The sequence below is a fragment of the Neobacillus drentensis genome (assembly GCF_036962125.1).
GTDB classification, from domain to species: domain Bacteria; phylum Bacillota; class Bacilli; order Bacillales; family Cytobacillaceae; genus Neobacillus; species Neobacillus drentensis_B.
The window spans coordinates 117,961-136,146 of sequence record NZ_JBALOA010000021.1 but is presented as its reverse complement, the minus strand read 5'-3'; the positions used below and the strand labels follow the sequence as shown (position 1 = coordinate 136,146).

The window sequence follows — 18,186 nt, the reverse complement described above, 5'->3', positions numbered from 1 at the left end:
ACACTGCAATTCATGAGAATCACAGTGCTTTAACTGTTTTGCCGCTTTTATTGCATATATGTAATAGTTACTTTGTACCAGGTCTGACCTAAAAGCCCAGTTGTTTCACCGTGAAAATGACACTGAACAAACATTATCTTCTTTTCATGATTACTCTTAAACCAGATGTTAGCCTCGTCTATACTATTATGTTCCACAATTTGTACCACATTGTCGGTATACATATCCCTGATGCCCTCCTATAAACAAACCTATACTATTTCTTTCAATATTCTATTTTGAAATAACATTTTTTCATATTACCTCAAATAGGTTGTTCCTCTAAAGAATAGCCGAAAAAAGCGTCATATCTTTCACTTACATTTTGAATAATGGATAAGTTTCTTATTAATTATTCCAGCAGGAAAGAGATATGGCGAAGCTTGTATAAGTAAGCGCTCAGACTCCCTCAATAATTGTTTGTTAGCATGGGGGATTACCGCTAAAACCTTTACTGTAAGTCTATCGGTATCGAATGCCTGCTGGAGCTCCATGCTATAATGTCTACTGCTTAATAGTAGACTTCTGTGAGCGGCAATTCTTGCCCTCATATTTTGAGTGCAACCTATATATACTTTGCCGTTCCTTTGATTTTCTAAAATGTAGACTCCTGGCTTTTTGGGGAATCCATCATCATGTGAGAATTTTAAGAGCAATTATTTCATCTCCCTTTCTAATTTATGAAGATGTTATCAAAGTAAATATTAAATAACAAATTTATCCATTAACTAGAGAAATAAAATTAAAGAGTAAAAATAATAAAAATTCAATTCTAATACGGGTTCTCACTATCTTAATATTTTTAAGTTAACTGTCTTCAATTAACTGTCTTTTTTAATTTAAAGTGTAATTATCAGAAAAATTCACCTTTTTTCACACAAAAAAGAAATACAGGTTAAAATTTAAAAAATTAAGAGGTGAATAACCATGAAAAATAATCCTAAAAACTTTTCGGTTAAGATTATTCGAGGATTGCCTTATATTTATTCTTGGTCTTATAGGAAGATGAATCATCGCTCAAATACAGTATTACAACGTTACCAATGGAAATATCGAGGTAGATACGGTACAAAACGTTTACAGAACTTTATGAAACAATTAACCGAAGATGAGCAGCAGCAATTAAAGGAGGATGTGCAGAAAAAAATAAAAGACTACCAAGAATCTCAAAAGAGGATAAATATATTGATGGAACAAGAACCCTATAAAACAAGGTACACTGAAATAACTAAGATAAAAAACAGACTTACCAGGGAAAAGGCGCTACAGGCTTTACGACGAGAATTAAATCAATTAATTAAGAATGGGCACTGTTATTAAATATTAAAAAACCTATTTTTCAGCAGGTTCGGTTCCGTAACCTTTGCAAACATTAAAAATGTAAAGGAAAATGACTATCAAAATTTAACTTATTTGATAGTCATTTTTATTGGTATATAGTAATACCTTATAATTTCTTTTTAGTTATGGTATTGAGAATACAACCATGACCAAACCATTTTTCTTTGCTGATAGGCATTGGTATAACTCTTAAGAAAACAACGTTATAGAAATCTACCACTTTTTAAATAGTATAAGCAATTACTTTATGAAATTATTTTTCACTACCAAAGGTGTCAGCCTGGTAGCAGGAGAATTGTAATAAATCTCATTAAATATGTAGGTCAAACTCCATCTGCGCCATCAACTCTGCCTGCTTAACTACTGTTTCTACTGCTTCCTTTTGTAAATCTGGTGGATAACCGTATTTCTTTAAGAGTCGCTTCACGGTTACTCGCATTTTAGCTCTTGCGGATTCACGTAGGTTCCAGTCGATGCTCATATTCACTTTAATCGACTTTGAAAGCTCGTGAGCTATGAGTTTAAGTGTAGCATCACCTAATACTTGCTCTGCTGTTTCATGTGATGCTAGCGCATCATAGAAGGCAATCTCTTCTTTAATAAGACCTGTCTGCTCCCCACGTTTATGTGCCGAATCCATTTCCTTAGCCAATGCAATCAATTCTTCAATAACCTTCGACGTTTCAATCGCTCGCTTATTGTATTTGTTGAGTGCTCCTTCAAGCATTTCAGAAAATTTACGTGCCTGTATTAAGTTCGTTCGCTGTACACTTTTCACTTTGCCGTTTAATAAACGATTCAGTAACTCAACCGCTAGGTTCTTATGGGGCATTGCCTTCACATCTTGTAAGAACTTATCTGATAAAATAGAAATATCCGGATTCTCTAAGCCAAGTGATTCATAAATATCCACTACTTCTTCTGAAATGACCGACCTCGAAATTAACTGGTTAATTCTTGCTTCCATTTGGGCGCTTGTTTTCTTCTTGCTACCGTCACCAATGCTCTTTACTAGGCTTGCTTTTACAGCCTTAAAGAATCCAATTTCTGCATTTAGTTCCTGTGCTTCGGGTGTAGTGGCGCATAAAGCAAACGCTTTCGAAAGTTCTGTTACATTCGTTAAAAAACGTTTCTTTTCTTTTTCACCCAGACCGAGAACAAAATCCATTGTTGAAATAATAGCATTCATTCGTTCCGTTGCCTTATCAGATAGATAACCGCTATAATCATGCCCATACAACATTTCATTGAGCACTTCATACTTTTCTAGCAAGACATCCACCGCAACAGATGTATCCACACCAGCAGTATTTTTGTCACTTTCTGTGTATTGATGCAGCGCTTCTTTTAAGCTTTCTGCAATACCAATATAATCTACAATCAATCCACCCGGCTTGTCTTTAAACACGCGATTCACACGAGCAATTGCTTGCATCAAATTATGTCCCTTCATCGGCTTGTCGATATACATAGTGTTCATTGCTGGAACATCAAATCCTGTCAGCCACATATCCCTTACAATAACAATTTGCAACGGGTCAGCATTATCTTTCATACGTTTTGCTAAATACTCCCGTCTCTTTTTATTCCCAATGAACGGTTGCCATTCTACAGGGTCGCTTGAGGCTCCTGTCATGACAATTTTAATCACACCTTTATCATCGTCATTGGAATGCCACTCCGGACGTAATGACACAATTTCTTTATATAAATCAATCGCAATGCGACGAGACATTACGACCACCATCGATTTCCCAAACATAGCTTGTTGCCGTTCTTCATAATGTTTCACAATATCTTCGGCTAAACGTTTCACTCGTGATTCGGCTCCGGCTAGCGCTTCGAGTCTTGACCATTTTGATTTTAATCGCTCTTTCACAGACTGTTCTTGGTCTTCTGTAATTTCCTCGTACTCATCATCTAGTCGAAGGTCGCTCGGTAAATCTAGAGGAATAATACGACTCTCATAGAATATTTTTACTGTTGAACCATCTTCTACAGCTTGTGTCATATCATAAATATCAATGTATTCACCGAAAACAGCAGGTGTATTCTTATCTGTTGCTTCCACAGGTGTTCCAGTAAAACCAATAAACGAAGCATTCGGAAGTGCATCACGAACGTATTTTGCAAATCCATACTTCGTTTCCGCATCGTTTCCACGAACAGTTGCCCCAAATCCATATTGGGACCGGTGGGCTTCATCCGCCATTACAATTACGTTTGAACGGTCAGTTAAACAAGGCATGATGCCTGTATCTTCATCAGGGAAAAACTTTTGTAGCGTAGTAAAAATAATACCTCCAGATTCAACCGACAGTAATTGTCGCAGTTCATCACGACTATTTGCTTGGCTCGGTGTTTGACGTAAAATATCTTTCGAAATCGAGAAAGTATTAAACAGTTGGTCATCTAAATCATTGCGGTCAGTCAATACCACAATCGTCGGATTGTTCATAGCTTGAATGAGTTTGCCTGCATAAAATACCATAGATAAACTCTTTCCAGAGCCCTGTGTATGCCATATAACCCCGATTTTACGGTCTCCTTGCACTGCTACTTTCGCTTTCTCTACCGCTTTATTCACAACATGGAATTGATGATATGCAGCTAAAATTTTGTATGTATTCTCTCCATCTGTTTGGAACAAAATGAAGTTACGTATGATATCCATAAAACGACTTGGTTCGAGCATTCCTTTTAGCATCACTTCTAATTGTGATAGAGAAGTAGGAGCTAGTTCAAGCCCATTAATTGTCCGCCATTTCATAAACCGTTCTTCATTAGCCGTTAATGAACCGACACGAGCATTTACTCCATCACTCGTTAATAAAAAAGCATTGTAACGGAATAAAGAAGGAATAGTTTGCTTGTATGTTTGAAGCTGATTATAGCCTTCTGAAATTCCAGTAGCTTCATTTGTAGCATTCTTCAACTCAATTACCACTAAAGGCAAGCCATTTACAAAAACAAGTACATCAGGACGTTTATTTTGATTCCCTTCAATAATCGTGAACTGATTGACTGCCACAAAATCATTATTTTCAGGATGTGCAAAATCAAACAACCATACTTTCTCAGTTGGATTGTAACCATCTGTGCCTGGCAATTCAACATCTAATCCTTCTGTCACCATACGATGGAACATTTTATTATTTACAATAAAACTAGGAGATTCATTCGCTGCAATTTTCTGAACCGCTAGCTCAATTGCATCCATTGGAACATTAGGATTAATCCTCCGGAGCGCATCCTTCAAACGTTCATCTAACACTACATCTTGATAACTGTACCGTTCAGGATACTCACCTTCATGAGCAATATCAGGACCAGCCAAGATGGAATAATCCATCTCAGCCAGCCATTCTAACGTCGCCTCTTCTAAATCTGATTCTAAATACTTGAACATTTAAACCACCACACTTTCGTCTGGGATTTCAATCTCTCCTGAGAAGATTTTTATGATTAAAGTATCCTTCAGCATTGCCAATTTTTTATTTTCTTGAAAAAGCAAATTCTTTTTCCTAAACATACTCTCAGTTAATAAATGAAACGTTTCTACAGTATTTTCAGAAGGAACAATAACTTTGAAACCATTCAAATCATTCTTTGAGATATTTAAATACACACTGCCACTGGCTGTTTGTTCAAATGTATTAAATGCATTTATTAACTGAAAATATAAGTATTCTTTAAATTTATCTTCATTAGCTCTAGCGATTCCTGCTCCACGCCCAATTGCATACTCTTTATTCGTTTCAGTAACATTCCCTAATGTAGCTCGAACACCAAAAATATAATCTCCAACTTGAGTCACTTTTTTAGGGTCAGTTGTATATTTATTAGGGTTTATATCTCCACCTTTAAAATCACTTGCACCATTGATTAACGGTAATCCAATTCCATCTGAATTATAAGTATCACTCTTTGGAGATTGTCCCATGATAATTGTTGAAATATCATGTAAAGCTCCAACACTCCACCCATCAGGTATCTCTCCTAACTCGCTATCAATCATCTTGCCACCACTTGATTTGTATGGCAATCCTTCCTCATTTGGAAACTCAATGTCAATGAACCAGCGTTTGAAAAGGGTTTGAACTATTTCTTCGATTTTAATAATAATTGCATTATTTATTTCAATTTTTTCATCGAATTTCGATAATAAATTTGCTATTCTATCCTGAAGTTCTAATGGTGGTATCGGCAATGGCATTCTCTTCAAATCTGTAACTTTAAGATTTGGTTGAGTAGAACCTAAAGTATGTTCATACATAAATCTATCAAAATGAGGACTTAGCAACACATAATAAATATATACAGGATTGACAACAAGTGGATGCCATCTAACAAAGTAATGTGCAAAAACAACATTATCGTTATCCTGTTTCACAAGGTATCTTTTCCCTAAATTGTTACCAGTGAATGAAATATATATATCATTCTTTTTTATAGTTTTTTCATAATCGCCTTTCACAAACCTCTTACAATACGGTAGATTATTAAAATTTGGTTCTCGTCCTTCTTGCAAGTCAGTGATTCTTAGCATTTTTTTATTTATACCTAATTCATCATTCAAAGATGTAGGTGCGTGTACACCATTGGTAATAAAAGTGGAAATTTCATTACTCGTAAGCCAAATCCAACCATTAGGCAATTTTGGCAATTTGCTTTTTTCCAAATCTGATAAAGGTTTTATTTTTGGGTCATTAGGAAGATTAAATTTAGTTCTAATATTTTGTATTTGCGTTAAAATATCCGTACTAAATGTCATACCCTATTCCCCCAAGTGCATGACTGATTTGTTCTTCTAATTCTTTTGATTTCGAAAACTGCACTGATAATTCCGATGTCAAACGAGCCATTTTTTCTTCAAATGGTTCTCCGTCATCTTCTACTTCTTCTAATCCAACATAACGACCTGGTGTTAACATGTAATCATTGCTTCGTACTTCTTCAAGTGTAGCTGCTCTGCAAAAACCTTGCATATCTTGATATGGAACATCTAAAGTACCACGCCATGCATGAAAGGAATTTGTAATTTTCTTGATATCTTCGTCTGCAAATTCTTTATGGGTACGGTCTGCCATGAAGCCAAGTTTCCGTGCATCAATAAATAGAATCTCCCCGTTTCGACCACGTTTGCCTGTTTTCGATTTATTTTTTGATAAGAACCAAACACAAACAGGAATTTGTGTAGAATAGAACAGTTGTCCTGGTAATGTTACAATACATTCAACTAAATCAGCTTCGATTAAGTTTTTACGAATATCACCTTCACCCGAAGTATTACTAGACATAGAACCATTTGCTAGAACAAAGCCAGCTGTTCCTGCTGGTGATAACTTTGAAACCATGTGCTGAATCCATGCATAGTTCGCATTACCAGTTGGTGGTGTTCCGTATTGCCAACGAACATCTTCACGCAACTTATCTCCGCCCCAATCCTTAATGTTAAATGGTGGGTTCGCTAATATGAAGTCTGCCTTTAATCCCTTATGTAAATCATTTAGGAATGTATCCGCATTATGTGTTCCAATGTCTCCATCAATCCCACGAATCGCTAAATTCATCTTGCAAAGCTTCCACGTTGTAGGATTCGATTCTTGACCATAAACTGCAATATCCCCTAGCTTACCTTGATGTTCTTCCACAAACTTTTCACTTTGTACGAACATACCACCTGAACCACAACAAGGGTCATATATACGTCCTTTATATGGCTCTAGCATTTCAACTAATAGGCGCACAATAGACGATGGTGTATAGAACTCTCCACCGTTCTTTCCTTCAGCACTGGCAAACTTACTCAAAAAATATTCATAAACTCGACCCAACACATCTTTTGAACGACTTTCTTCATCACCCACTTTGAAAGAAAACAAATCAATCGTTTCTCCAAGACGTACTTTGTCTAATGCTGGACGTGCATAATCTTTTGGGAGAACACCTTGTAATGATGAATTCTCCTTCTCAATTGCAATCATGGCTTTATCAATAATCTGACCAATTTCCGGCTTCTTTGCGTTATCTTTAATGAATGACCAGCGTGCTTCTTTCGGAACCCAGAAGATATTGTCCATCACATATTCATCACGGTCTTCTGCATCTGCCAACTCATCTTCCTCAAGTTCCGCATGTCGTTCTTCAAATGCATCTGATACATATTTCAAAAATAACAATCCTAATACAACATTTTTATATTCACCAGAATCCATTGAACCACGTAATTTATCCGCCATACTCCATAACTGTTCTTCAAAACCAATATTTGCTGTTGCCATATGTATATCCTCCTAGTCAATCCTACCTTTATATTGTCAAATATAGGTATGATTGTAAAGTTAAAATAGCTGTTGGGATTATTTTTGACAAATAAAAAACAGTATCTAAAAAAGCTACTGTTGGCGGTATTTATACTGCTATTAAATTAAGGAGATATAAAATGAACTGTAATTAGGTTTTAGGAGGTAAAATCAGGGGTGAATTGGAGGATTTTATTAATTGAAGAACTAATTTCGACCGCATCATATGGGCAAAATAAAAATTACCTATAGAGCACAAGAACTTGATGATTTTGACCACTTATTTTTTGTACCTATAAAGTACCTGCTAGTTCATCCATTAATTGCGTAAATTGTTGATTGGCTTTGAGATCAGGGTAATTTTCAACAACAACTAGCAATCGACTTAAAGCACCTGATAAATCTGCATTTGCTGTTGCTTGTTCCTGCGGTGTATTCGCACCGGCAAGTCGTGCACGGGCATCAGATATCGATGCAATCACTTCCTTCTCATGTGAGGCAAAACCTTTCACTGTATTCACTAAGTTTGGAATTAAATCAAGTCTTCTTTGCAGCTGATTTTCAATTTGAGCATAGGACTGATCCACATTTTCTTCTTGATTGACAAAAGAGTTATAACTGGAGATTAACATGGCACCAAAAATAACAATCACTGCTATAACAATCCCAATTACCATATATCCTTTTTTCAATTTCAACACACCCCTTCCTTAATAGTATATTTCAATTTTAAAAAATTTTCCTTTTTCGACCATTATCATTTGTAAGTGTGCCCAGAAATGATATTTACATTATCCATAAAATAGAGCCCCATCCAGATAGATCGGGCTCCCTTTTTTCAATTATTCATATTTTGTTGGGTCTACGAAGGCCATATACGCTAAATAGATGACCATACAGATTGCTGTGGTAATAAATCCCCAGCCAAGAGTGATTTGCTCAATGATTAAATAGTTATTACACAATTGCACAGGAGAATCTATATATAACCATCCCATACCAGAAAACAGGATAATAAAAAAATAAAATATACTATGTTTCACGTTTGGTTTCAGTTTTTTCCAACTATCTCTTAGTGGAACACCCGCTAGTAATGGCAAACTGATAAATTTAAATGCTTCCATACTCTGTTCCGTCAAAGCTGCATCCATTGACCTTGGCAGTGTCCAATAGACAACGATGATTACAAATAAGAGAATGCCTGGTATACCATTACCATTCCACTTTTCAAAAAAATGAGGAGTACCTAATTGAAAAAAACGGGCTATTAAAAAACCTGTAAATATCAACAGAGGCATTTGCATATGCATGTGAATAATCATGACGGATTCCATTAAGTTTGCAGCAGGCGGCAATGCCAGGGATAGAAGGATCAATAAGCCATATAGGGATTGCTTCATGATTAGTCCCTCGCTTCCTTGTCAAGAATTCCGACTAGTTTATTGGCAGCTTCATCAATTTTTTTGTAGTCCATCACATCAACGAGACTTCCCTTTTTATCGACTAAATAAAAAGCAGAGTTATGAGCAAAATTTCCGTTTTCATCGGGAATTACAATGACACCGAATGCTTTTAATAAAGAATCCAATTCTGCTTTTTTAGGAATTCTAGCCATTCTCCAGGTTTCACCATCGCTATTAAAATACCCGCGGTATTTTTCTAATGTGGACACATCATCTCTGACAGGGTCAAAGCTTATACTTAAAAAGACAATTTCTTTCCCCATATACTTACTCGGCACTTTTTCATAAACTTTAGACATGTTCATTTCTAATTGCGGGCAAACTGTGGTACAGGAAGTATATAGAAATGTAATAAATACATATTTACCTTCAAATTCAGATATTGAATAACTCCGACCCTTACTATCCTCAAAGGTGACATCGGGAAATTTAGGTTTAACGTCTATTAGTCTATTTACCCTTGCTGTTTCAGCCGTAAATGCGCTGAACCCATCGGTACCGCAATAGAACAGTACCCATCCAAATATAATCACTATAAGCGCAGCAAGTGGAGTATGCCAACGTTTGATCACGAAGATCACTTCCCATATCTAATGTTTTTTTCATGTGTTAAGACTCTTTAAAGCATAAAGAGATAGCCCTAAATATCCGAGCTATCTCTTTTTCTAGTTTACCAAGTCTTATATGGCGGTGATCCCGGAGGTGCATTTACGATAAATTCTGTTAATGGAATAACATAGGCCATTGCCACCACTAACAGCATAACCACAATCCAAAGACCCCAGCGCTCTGTTAAATAAGGAGTTTTTGTTGCATTTTCTTCTTCTTCAGCAATTGGAAATTCTGTTTCACCTTTTGGAGCAAAGAACATCATATTAATTACTGCGTACACCTGAAGTAACACACCAATGATTAATAATGTTCCGCCAACAGCTAAGCACAATAAATATGGGTTCCAGCTTAGCGCAGTTGCATTGTCTCCGTAAGTTGTAAAGGAAGTCCTACGAGGGGAACCAAGTAATCCCACAGCGTGCATAGATCCTGACATAAAAATCATACCAATTGTCCAAATCCAAGTTTGGATTATACCTAATCGATTGATTTGTGGTGTTAACACACGTTTTGAAATATAAGGAACTAACCAATAACTAATACCAAAGAATGTCATAACAACGGACATACCTAATGTTAAATGGAAGTGTCCAACAATCCACATCGTATTATGAACAACCTGATCTAATTGGTTCGTACTTTGCGCAATCCCGCCTGCACCCGCTGGAATAAAAGCAATCATTGCAATCATTGGAGCTAAGAAACGAACATCGCCCCAAGGCATTTTTTTATACCAGCCGATTAGACCTTTTCCGCCTTGTTTTCTTGCAGTCCGTTCAAATACAGCGAACATTGCCCATGCAGTCATTAATGAAGGGAAGCCAATCGCTAAACTCATAAATACGTGCATAAATTTAACAGATGGTGAAATACCCGGGTCAACGATTTGGTGATGGAATCCACCAGTAATATTCATAACAACTAAGGCAATAATAACGACACGAGTTAATGTGTCACTCCAGCGTTTTCCGCCAATAATTTTTGGTACAACAACATACCAAGCAGAAACAGCTGTTAAATACCAGATATTAACCAATGTATGACCGAAGGCCCAGAATAGTGTACGGGCAACCATAACGTTGATTGTCTTAACCCAGCCAAATGACCAAGGAATAATCATTACGATTACTTCGATTGCTACAGGAAGAGAACCAAAGAATAGTAGAACGAATACGCCAGTAGCAAAGTAAGAAAGAATTGGAACATGCTGCCCTTTATGATTCTTTCTCCAATTTGCAACTTGGATAAAGGCTCCGAAAGCACACATCCAAACGCCTACGACGATTAATGCTAAACCAATATAAAACATTGGCGCAGCTGCCATTGGCGGATAGAAGGTATACATGACAGATGCATCACCCATGATGATGGGAATGACAGCAAGAACAAATCCGACAATCTTCAATCCAAAACCAACCCAAGCAATTTTTCTAACTTTTGGAAGAAGACCTCCTAGAGTATGTGAAAGGCTGGCGTAAAAATAACCAATTGTAAAGAAAGCAGTTAATACAACCACTAATATTAACCCATGGGCTGTTAGAACTTGATAATAGTTAATCCAGCTTGGTAATTCTAAAAGTCCGGCACGGTTTAAACCTTGGATCAGACCCAAAATTCCGCCTAGAAGTAATGCTATAAATGCTACAAAAATATATGATTTCGTTAATACGGCGTCTTCCTTACTTATCCCCATCACATTATTAGCTTTATCTGTAAATGAAGCTGATTTTGCAGTTTGCACTTTGTTTCCCCCCTTTATTTAACAATAATCGTTGTACTCATAGCTTGATGACCTGCACCACAATATTCATTACATATCACTAAATACGTACCCGGTTTAGTAAACTTTTGGGTAATTTTTTGAATATGTCCGGGCATAATCATTGCATTTAGGTTTGTTCCGGCCACTTCAAAACCGTGGACAACATCTTTTGATGTTAATGTAAAATGCACAGTTGATCCAGCTGGGACCTCAATATTGACAGGATTAAAAGAAAAAGCCTGTAAGGTCATAACTACTTCATATTCATTTTCACCAATTTTCGTAATACCTGGTTTATCAAATGGAGCTGTTTGGTCTACTTTTTGTGGATCAATAATTTCTTTATTACTTGGCGGCTCCATGTCATAGGCAAATGCCTGATAGCCAGTGATAAACATAAATATCATGATCATACCAAAACTTAAGGTAAGCCATATCTTTTCATCAAGATGCATCTTCATTTCTTTCCCCCCTATACTCTAGTCATATAAAGACCGTATAATAATAAGTAAGTAGCCAAAATTACTGCACCAACTACTCCTACGGAAATCCATGTCCCTTTAAGTGGCTTTTCGTGTACTTCAACTGACTCCTTTTGGTTGTTTCTTTGTGAAGCTCCCATCCAAATCATCCCCTTTATGATTTTCATACTTTCATCATAAATGGGAACTATTCTCAGTGTAGTGAACCGCATCACACATTGAGCAGTTAGATAAATTAAAAAAAGCTGTCCTCAGGACGGCACTATAATGCCTACCAAGAACAGCCAATCATTTTATTATTTAAACTATTCATTATTAATATTACAAATTGAAAACTAGTCAAATATCGGCAATGTAACAATAACCATCATAAGGAAGACAATGGTTATATAATTAACGGAATATAGAAAATTTATATGCGCCCATTTCAGGTCATCCTTTGTAAAAAATCCACTTATACTCACAACTAACCAGCCAATGTTAAGCAGAGTAGCAAGTATGATAAATGAAGTCCCAAGGGTCGTTAAAAAGAAGGGTAGTGGCGCTAAGCAAGCAATATAAATCACCATCTGCCATTTCGTAACGGCCAAACCGCGGACAACAGGAAGCATCGCAACTCTCGCAGCCTTATATTCATTATATTTTTTTATCGCAATCGCAAAGGTATGAGGCATTTGAAAAATAAATAAGATAAGAAACAAAATGATAGGAACTTGTTGAAAGCCTGGTGCAATAGCCGTCCATCCGATTAAGGGTGTAACAGCACCAGAAACACTGCCAATTACCGTATTAAACGTATATCTTCTTTTCGACCACATCGTATATAAAACTACATACGTAAACCAACCTACGAAAGCATAAACGGTCGCTTCAACTGTTGTAAAAAGCAACAAGAAAAAACCAAGCCCCGTAAGAGATATCCCGATGGTTAAAACGATCTGTAAAGAAATATTCCCCGTAACGGTTGGTCGACTTTTCGTTCGGGCCATTACCGTATCAATATCGACATCGTACCAATTATTAAGCGCGAGTGCCCCGGCCATAATCAATGTACTTCCAATCATCGTTAAAATAAATAGACTCCAATTATCTATAAAAGATGCATCGCTAAAATATAGTGCCAGCCAGAATCCTGAAAAGACAGGTAATACATTGGCAATTAACACAGGACCTTTAAAAAGTGACTTTAGATCAGTAAATAAAGTAATTGCCTTTTCTTGTTGCAATAAGGGAGAACACCCATCCTTTTCTATCGATGGTATATCAATTTTACTCATCCTAATCCCCTTTCTTAAGAAATGCCCTAGTATATATAATATTACATGTCCGTCCAATAAAAATAAACCTTTATGATTTTACCATACTATTTAGGTGTCAGGCACTGGAAATGTATTCTCCTATATCTATTGTACTTCTGCGAAAACTTCCTGATTAATTAGTGTTTGCGGCATCTTACCTTGTAGTCCAATCACTAGACTTTCCGCTGCAAGGTTTGCCATTTTCAAACGAGTTTCATGGGTAGCAGAACCAATATGCGGCAATGTAACAACATTATCCATCCCTAATAATGGGTGATCTGGACTTACTGGTTCCTGTGCAAACACATCTAGTCCCGCTGCTAAAATTTCTCCATTTTGCAGGGCATGAACTAAGGCATCTTCATCGACCGTTGCCCCTCGAGAACCATTTACAAAAATGGCTGTTTTCTTCATTAGTTTGAATTCCTTTTCCCCAATTAGCTTAACTGTATTTGGTGTTAGTGGTGTCATTAAACAAATGAAATCAGCTTGTTGACAGAGTTCTTCTAGGGAATAGTAGGTAGCTTGAAAGGTTTGTTCAGCTTCTGTATTCCTTGAGCGGTTGTGATACAAAATCGGCATATCAAACCCGAAATGAGCTCGTTTGGCAATTGCAGAACCGATTCCGCCCATTCCAATAATCCCCAACTTCTTATGATGGACATCTACACCATACAGACCCTCTCCAACTTGTGCAGTCCATCCTCCTGACTTTACCAACTGATTTAATTCCGGCATCCTTCTAGCGGTTGCGAGTAGCAAACCGAATATAGTATCGGCGACGCTATCATTTAATACCTCAGGAGTATTCGTAGCCATAATATTTCGTTTTGATATTTCCGGCATATCTAAATTATCATAGCCAACTGAGATATTACTGATAACTTTTAGTTGAGGTGCCAGGTCTAACAACTTGGCATCCACTTTTAATCCTGAGCCGATAATTCCCGTAGCATTCTTTAATTCTTGATAAAAACTAGGAAGTGATTGCGAATCTAGGGTTTCAAAATATGTAACTTCACAATTTTCACTAAGATAGGCTAATACCGTAGTGTCGATTTTTTTATAAACAATAACTTTTGGTTTCATTAAAGACCCCTCACTTTCAGAACTAAATTGTTCATTCACAGATATTTATCATTGGTAACTGATCTACATTATCAATATACACCTTATTGAGTCAAAAATAAGAACATATTGGTTGAAAGACAAAACATTCATGGGATAATACTAGAATATAGCAAAAGAATGGATGGAGAAAAGACTTGGGAAAAGAAGTTCACGAAATCACTGAAAATCTTATTATTCCATTGCCAACTGGGTTTAATATGACAGCAAATCTTGGCTACCTGCAGCGGAGTGATAATGAATGTATGTATGAAGTGGAAAACGATAGGATTAGAAAAGTAATTGTAATTGGCGAAACCCAAACACTTGTGGAAATCGAAGGAATCAATAATAAGCTGTTAAAGATTCATTTTTTAAGAGGTACTGTCCCTAGAACCCCACAGCATCGGACTGAGATTATTCGATACATCCGCGAATGGTTTGATCTGGATATCGATCTAACACCATTTTATGAAATGGGGAAAATTGACCCTTTACTTAAAATGGCTGTAGAAAAGTTCTATGGATTACGTCTTATCGGGATTCCCAATTTATTTGAGGCATTATGTTGGGCAGTCTTAGGTCAACAAATTAACTTAAGCTTCGCCTACACATTAAAGAGTCAATTTGTTGAAAAGTATGGCGATTCGATTGAATGGAATGGAAAAAAATATTGGGCGTTCCCTTCCTACGAACGAATTGCTAAACTCACACCCAGTGATCTTGCAGATATAAAAATGACCGTGAAAAAGAGTGAGTATATTATTGGGGTCGCGCAATTAATGGCCTGCGGTGAATTATCCAAAGAAAAATTAATGGACGCCGGCAGCTTTAAAGAGGTTGAAAAACGCTTAATTAAGATTCGTGGGATTGGTCCTTGGACTGCAAATTATGTACTAATGCGCTGCCTGCGCTTCCCAACTGCCTTTCCAATCGAAGATGTAGGTCTAATTAATTCCATCAAAACAATACTTAATATGGATAGGAAGCCAACCAAAAAGGAAATTCTAGAATTTTCAATACCATGGGAGAACTGGGAATCCTATGCAACTTTTTATTTATGGCGTCTTCTTTACTAATTATCTAAGAGTTTCATGAGATCAATATCTCTCTCAGCAGGGGAACAACATATGTTGTTCCCCTTACAAAATTTGTACATCCATTATCAGGTAATTGGTGCTGGATTAAAAAGAGTAAAATCATTATAAATTTCGTATTGTTCTGCTAAACTCTTTTTACGTCCGCTCGCAACGTCGATAATTTCATTGAATAATTGTGTTCCAATTTCTTGAATGGTTGCTTCACCGGTTGCAATTGGCCCTGCATTGACATCGATCAAATCTTGCCACATATTTTTCATATCATTTCTTGAACATACTTTAATAACTGGAGCAGCTTCTAATCCGTAAGGAGTTCCTCGACCAGTCATAAAGACTTGGAGCGTAACTCCGCTGGATAATTGGCAAGAACCACAAACAAAGTCACTGGCCGGGGTTGCTGCAAAGATCATTCCCTTTTTCGTTGGTCTTTCACCAGGTGAAAGAACTTCTACAATCGGAGATGAACCAGATTTAGCAATCGATCCCATGGCTTTTTCAACAATATTCGAAAGTCCACCCTTTTTATTTCCTGGAGTAGGATTCGCTGAACGGTCAACTTGGCCATTGCTCAGGTATTGATCATACCATTTCATCTCATCAGCCAATTTTTTGCCAACTTCTTCACTCACACAACGCTCTGCAATAATATGGACACCATCACGGACCTCGGTTACTTCAGAAAACATAACAGTTGCACCTGCATTGACTAACATGTCGGCAGCATATCCAGCTGAAGGATTCGCCGTTACACCAGAGAAAGCATCACTGCCACCGCATTGTAATCCGATGCATAATTGAGAAAGAGGCAGTTCAACACGGACTCTCTCATTCAGTTTTTTTAATTTATTTTCTGCCATTTCCATAATTTTCGACATAATAGCTTGATGACCCATTTCATTTTGAAACGTGACGACGTTTTCTGGAGTGTTATATTCTGCGTCTAATAACATTTCTAATGTAAGTTTTTCGCATCCCAAAGAGATGACCATCGTCTCTCCGCCGAAATTTGGATGTTTAACCATATTTTGCAGCATTCGAATCGGAATTTTTGCTTCAGGGGCATTGATGGCGACACCGCATCCATAGGCATGGTTGATGGCTACCACATCATCAACATTTGGATATTTTCGTAGAAGTTCTTTTTTAATTCTTTTTACTGCATTATTTAATACACCAGTTACGCATTGAACAGTAGTAACAATTCCCAAGATATTTCTTGTTCCTGCATATCCGTCTTTGTTTGGATATCCCATAAACGTCCGAACTGGTGGTTTTGGAAGATCTGTATTCAAGTTTGTTGCAAACTCCATCTCATCCAAGGCTGGCGGAATGGGAAGTTCCAACATATGTTCATTTATCCAGTCGCCCTTATTAATAGAATGTAAGGCATATCCTAAAGTGACACCATATCGGATAATTGGTTCCCCTTCTCCAACATTGCATAACGCAATTTTATGCCCTTGGGGAATATCCTCGTTTGCTAGAATATCATCCATAACATGGGTACCTGCTGATATGGCATTAACTGTAATCGCAACGTTATCAGTTTCGTTGATTTTAATCATACGATTTCCCATTGCGTAACCTCCTCAACTCTTGTTCTCTCTTCAAAAACATTGTACTCTTAGCTAAAATATAAAGTAAAAGTGTAAAATTTTAGATTTCTCTTAATTAAATTAAGAGTTATGAGGAGAATGTAACAAGATGGATCTCAAACAGTTGGAATATATGATTAAAATTGCGGAAGAAAACAATATAACAAAAGCTGCCAAAAAGCTTTTTATCACTCAATCTGCCTTAAACCAACAACTCTTAAGACTAGAAAAGGAACTGGGAACACAACTATTCCTCCGCTCAAAAAGGAATTGGCATTTAACTCAGGCCGGGGAAATTTATGTGGAAAATGCAAAAAAAATGGTACGCATCAAACTAGATACCTACAACCAAATTAACGATTTAATTGAGATAAAGAAAGGGCAATTAAGAATAGGATTGACACCTGAGCGTGGTCCTGAAATGTTTGCGGCTATCTATCCGATTTTTTATAAAAAGTATCCTAATGTTAAGATAGAACCCTTTGAAATGGGGGTAAAACAACAACAAGATGAAATCACACAGGGAAATCTTGATATTGGTTTTCTAACCTTACAAAGTTTCCAAAAAACAAATGATAACTATCTCCCAATCTGTACGGAAGAAATTATTCTAGCCGTTCCTAAAGCACATCGCCTTGCACATTTGGGAGGAAGAATCGGTGAAAAACTTCCTGAAATTAGCTTGAGTTGTTTTAACCATGATTCGTTTGCCATTATGCAAAAAGGGTCCACTCTTCGAGAAATCTATGATAACCTCATCTCTGAAGAAGACTTTGATCCGAATATTCTTTTAGAAACAAGAAGTGTCCATAACTTATATCATATGGTCGCGGAGGGTATCTGTTGTTCAGTTATTCCCAGTGCTTATGCAAAAGACAGCTCTACCGTTTCCTATTTTACTATCACACAAAAACCAGTTTGGGAAGTTTACGTTAGTTACCAAAAAGGCAGTTATCTAAGTAACGTAGCTAAAGATCTTATTAAACTTGCTACTGATTATTGGACAAAGAAATTGAGTCAAACGATTGTTTAGTCGTAACTAAAATATGTCCCATATTTTACGAATAAAAAGCACACAAAAA

16 protein-coding genes and 1 pseudogene are annotated in these 18,186 nt (G+C 36.8%); 3 read left to right on the top strand and 14 right to left on the bottom strand.

Translation table 11 applies throughout. The features are described 5' to 3' along the window. Positions 1–47 precede the first annotated feature (47 nt). Both V7121_RS18730 and V7121_RS24970 read right to left on the bottom strand, forming a co-directional pair. The gene (locus V7121_RS18730; RefSeq protein WP_335547383.1) at positions 48–224 is read right to left on the bottom strand and encodes a hypothetical protein; all 177 of its coding nucleotides are present in this window, start codon (positions 222–224) and stop codon (positions 48–50) included. A gap of 129 nt (positions 225–353) precedes the next feature. Next, positions 354–695, bottom strand: a complete 342-nt coding sequence (locus V7121_RS24970) for a GIY-YIG nuclease family protein (RefSeq protein WP_420490731.1) — start codon at positions 693–695, stop codon at positions 354–356. A gap of 271 nt (positions 696–966) precedes the next feature. Here V7121_RS24970 and V7121_RS18725 point away from each other — a divergent pair, with 271 nt between their 5' ends. Further along, entirely contained in the window at positions 967–1,359 is a 393-nt protein-coding gene (locus V7121_RS18725) for a hypothetical protein (RefSeq protein WP_335547381.1), read from the top strand. 331 nt (positions 1,360–1,690) lie between these two features. Here the strand turns inward: V7121_RS18725 and V7121_RS18720 are convergent, their stop codons facing one another. The 11 genes and pseudogenes from V7121_RS18720 to V7121_RS18670 all read right to left on the bottom strand — a co-directional run bounded on the left by V7121_RS18720 (position 1,691) and on the right by V7121_RS18670 (position 14,391). Continuing rightward, on the bottom strand, positions 1,691–4,789 hold the full coding sequence (locus tag V7121_RS18720) for a type I restriction endonuclease subunit R (RefSeq protein WP_335547379.1): 3,099 nt from the start codon (positions 4,787–4,789) through the stop codon (positions 1,691–1,693). Then, complete coding sequence (locus V7121_RS18715; RefSeq protein WP_335547377.1) at positions 4,790–6,154, bottom strand: restriction endonuclease subunit S; 1,365 nt, start codon at positions 6,152–6,154, stop codon at positions 4,790–4,792. It abuts the gene before it with no gap. Beyond that, on the bottom strand, positions 6,144–7,664 hold the full coding sequence (locus V7121_RS18710) for a type I restriction-modification system subunit M (protein ID WP_335547375.1): 1,521 nt from the start codon (positions 7,662–7,664) through the stop codon (positions 6,144–6,146). Before V7121_RS18710 ends, V7121_RS18715 begins: the two co-directional genes overlap by 11 nt. Before the next feature lie 320 nt (positions 7,665–7,984). Beyond that, positions 7,985–8,362: pseudogene (locus V7121_RS18705) on the bottom strand (LemA family protein); the annotation flags it as partial. A gap of 165 nt (positions 8,363–8,527) precedes the next feature. Continuing rightward, positions 8,528–9,085, bottom strand: coding sequence for a hypothetical protein (locus V7121_RS18700; RefSeq protein ID WP_335495834.1), 558 nt, complete (start codon positions 9,083–9,085; stop codon positions 8,528–8,530). A gap of 2 nt (positions 9,086–9,087) precedes the next feature. Continuing rightward, positions 9,088–9,720, bottom strand: a complete 633-nt coding sequence (locus V7121_RS18695) for an SCO family protein (protein ID WP_335495833.1) — start codon at positions 9,718–9,720, stop codon at positions 9,088–9,090. Positions 9,721–9,818: 98 nt separating this feature from the next. Continuing rightward, entirely contained in the window at positions 9,819–11,453 is a 1,635-nt protein-coding gene (locus V7121_RS18690) for a cbb3-type cytochrome c oxidase subunit I (protein ID WP_335547402.1), read from the bottom strand. Between the two features lie 62 nt (positions 11,454–11,515). Then, positions 11,516–11,983: a cytochrome c oxidase subunit II gene (locus tag V7121_RS18685; RefSeq protein WP_335495831.1), complete on the bottom strand. Its 468-nt coding sequence runs from the start codon at positions 11,981–11,983 to the stop codon at positions 11,516–11,518. Positions 11,984–11,994: 11 nt separating this feature from the next. Further along, entirely contained in the window at positions 11,995–12,144 is a 150-nt protein-coding gene (locus V7121_RS18680; RefSeq protein WP_335495830.1) for a cytochrome c oxidase subunit 2A, read from the bottom strand. Between the two features lie 195 nt (positions 12,145–12,339). Next, entirely contained in the window at positions 12,340–13,281 is a 942-nt protein-coding gene (cyoE, locus tag V7121_RS18675) for a heme o synthase (RefSeq protein ID WP_335547373.1), read from the bottom strand. A gap of 126 nt (positions 13,282–13,407) precedes the next feature. Continuing rightward, entirely contained in the window at positions 13,408–14,391 is a 984-nt protein-coding gene (locus V7121_RS18670; RefSeq protein WP_335547371.1) for a 2-hydroxyacid dehydrogenase, read from the bottom strand. 239 nt (positions 14,392–14,630) lie between these two features. On the opposite strand from V7121_RS18670, the gene V7121_RS18665 reads away from it, so the two are divergent. Next, positions 14,631–15,488, top strand: coding sequence for a DNA-3-methyladenine glycosylase 2 (locus V7121_RS18665; protein ID WP_335495847.1), 858 nt, complete (start codon positions 14,631–14,633; stop codon positions 15,486–15,488). 86 nt (positions 15,489–15,574) lie between these two features. On the opposite strand, the gene garD is transcribed toward V7121_RS18665, so the two are convergent. Beyond that, the gene (gene garD, locus V7121_RS18660) at positions 15,575–17,086 is read right to left on the bottom strand and encodes a galactarate dehydratase (protein ID WP_335547369.1); all 1,512 of its coding nucleotides are present in this window, start codon (positions 17,084–17,086) and stop codon (positions 15,575–15,577) included. A gap of 127 nt (positions 17,087–17,213) precedes the next feature. On the opposite strand from garD, the gene V7121_RS18655 reads away from it, so the two are divergent. Continuing rightward, complete coding sequence (locus V7121_RS18655; RefSeq protein WP_335547366.1) at positions 17,214–18,137, top strand: LysR family transcriptional regulator; 924 nt, start codon at positions 17,214–17,216, stop codon at positions 18,135–18,137. Positions 18,138–18,186: the final 49 nt, after the last annotated feature.